At 72.4% G+C, this 533-nt stretch carries 1 protein-coding gene; it reads left to right on the plus strand.

What is annotated here, in order from left to right:
* On the plus strand, positions 1 to 533 hold a 533-nt coding region (locus DA085_RS21245; protein ID WP_161958595.1), incomplete at both ends, for a hypothetical protein.

Raw genomic sequence — 533 nt, forward strand, 5'->3', positions numbered from 1 at the left:
CCGGCCGAGCTGGTCGGGGTGTTCGATGCGGGTGTGGTGGAGGGCCTGGAGGCGGTGGGCCGGTTGCGGTCGCAGGTGGAGGCGGTCGGGTTCGCCCTGGCGGCGGAGGCTTCCGCGCGGGGGTTGCCTATGGCGGTCGGGTTGTCGTTGGTGGACTGGTTGCGGGTGCGGTGTCCGTGGTTGTCGAAAGAGGAGGCCTGCCAGGTGCGGCAGGTGGTGCGGGCCGGGGAGGCGCACTGGGGGACCGGGCTGGCCGAGGCCGTCCGGTCCGGGCGGGTGCCGGTGCATCGGGGGGCGCGGGTGGCGCGGACGATGATCCGGTTGGCGGGGTCGTTGAGCCCGGAGGAGCGGGAGGCGTATGCGGGGATCGTGACCGACGCGGCGGGGAATCCGGATCTTTCGGATGCGGAGCTGGGGTTGGTGTGTAAGAAGTTGTTGGTCGACTTGTTGGAGGAGAAGCCGCGGCGGGAGCGGGCGCGCACGGCGCAGGGGCTGCGGTGTGTGTCGTCGCGGCCGTTGGGGTCGGGGATGAC

The sequence above is a fragment of the Ornithinimicrobium cavernae genome (genome assembly GCF_003121625.1).
GTDB classification, from domain to species: Bacteria; Actinomycetota; Actinomycetes; order Actinomycetales; family Dermatophilaceae; genus Ornithinicoccus; species Ornithinicoccus cavernae.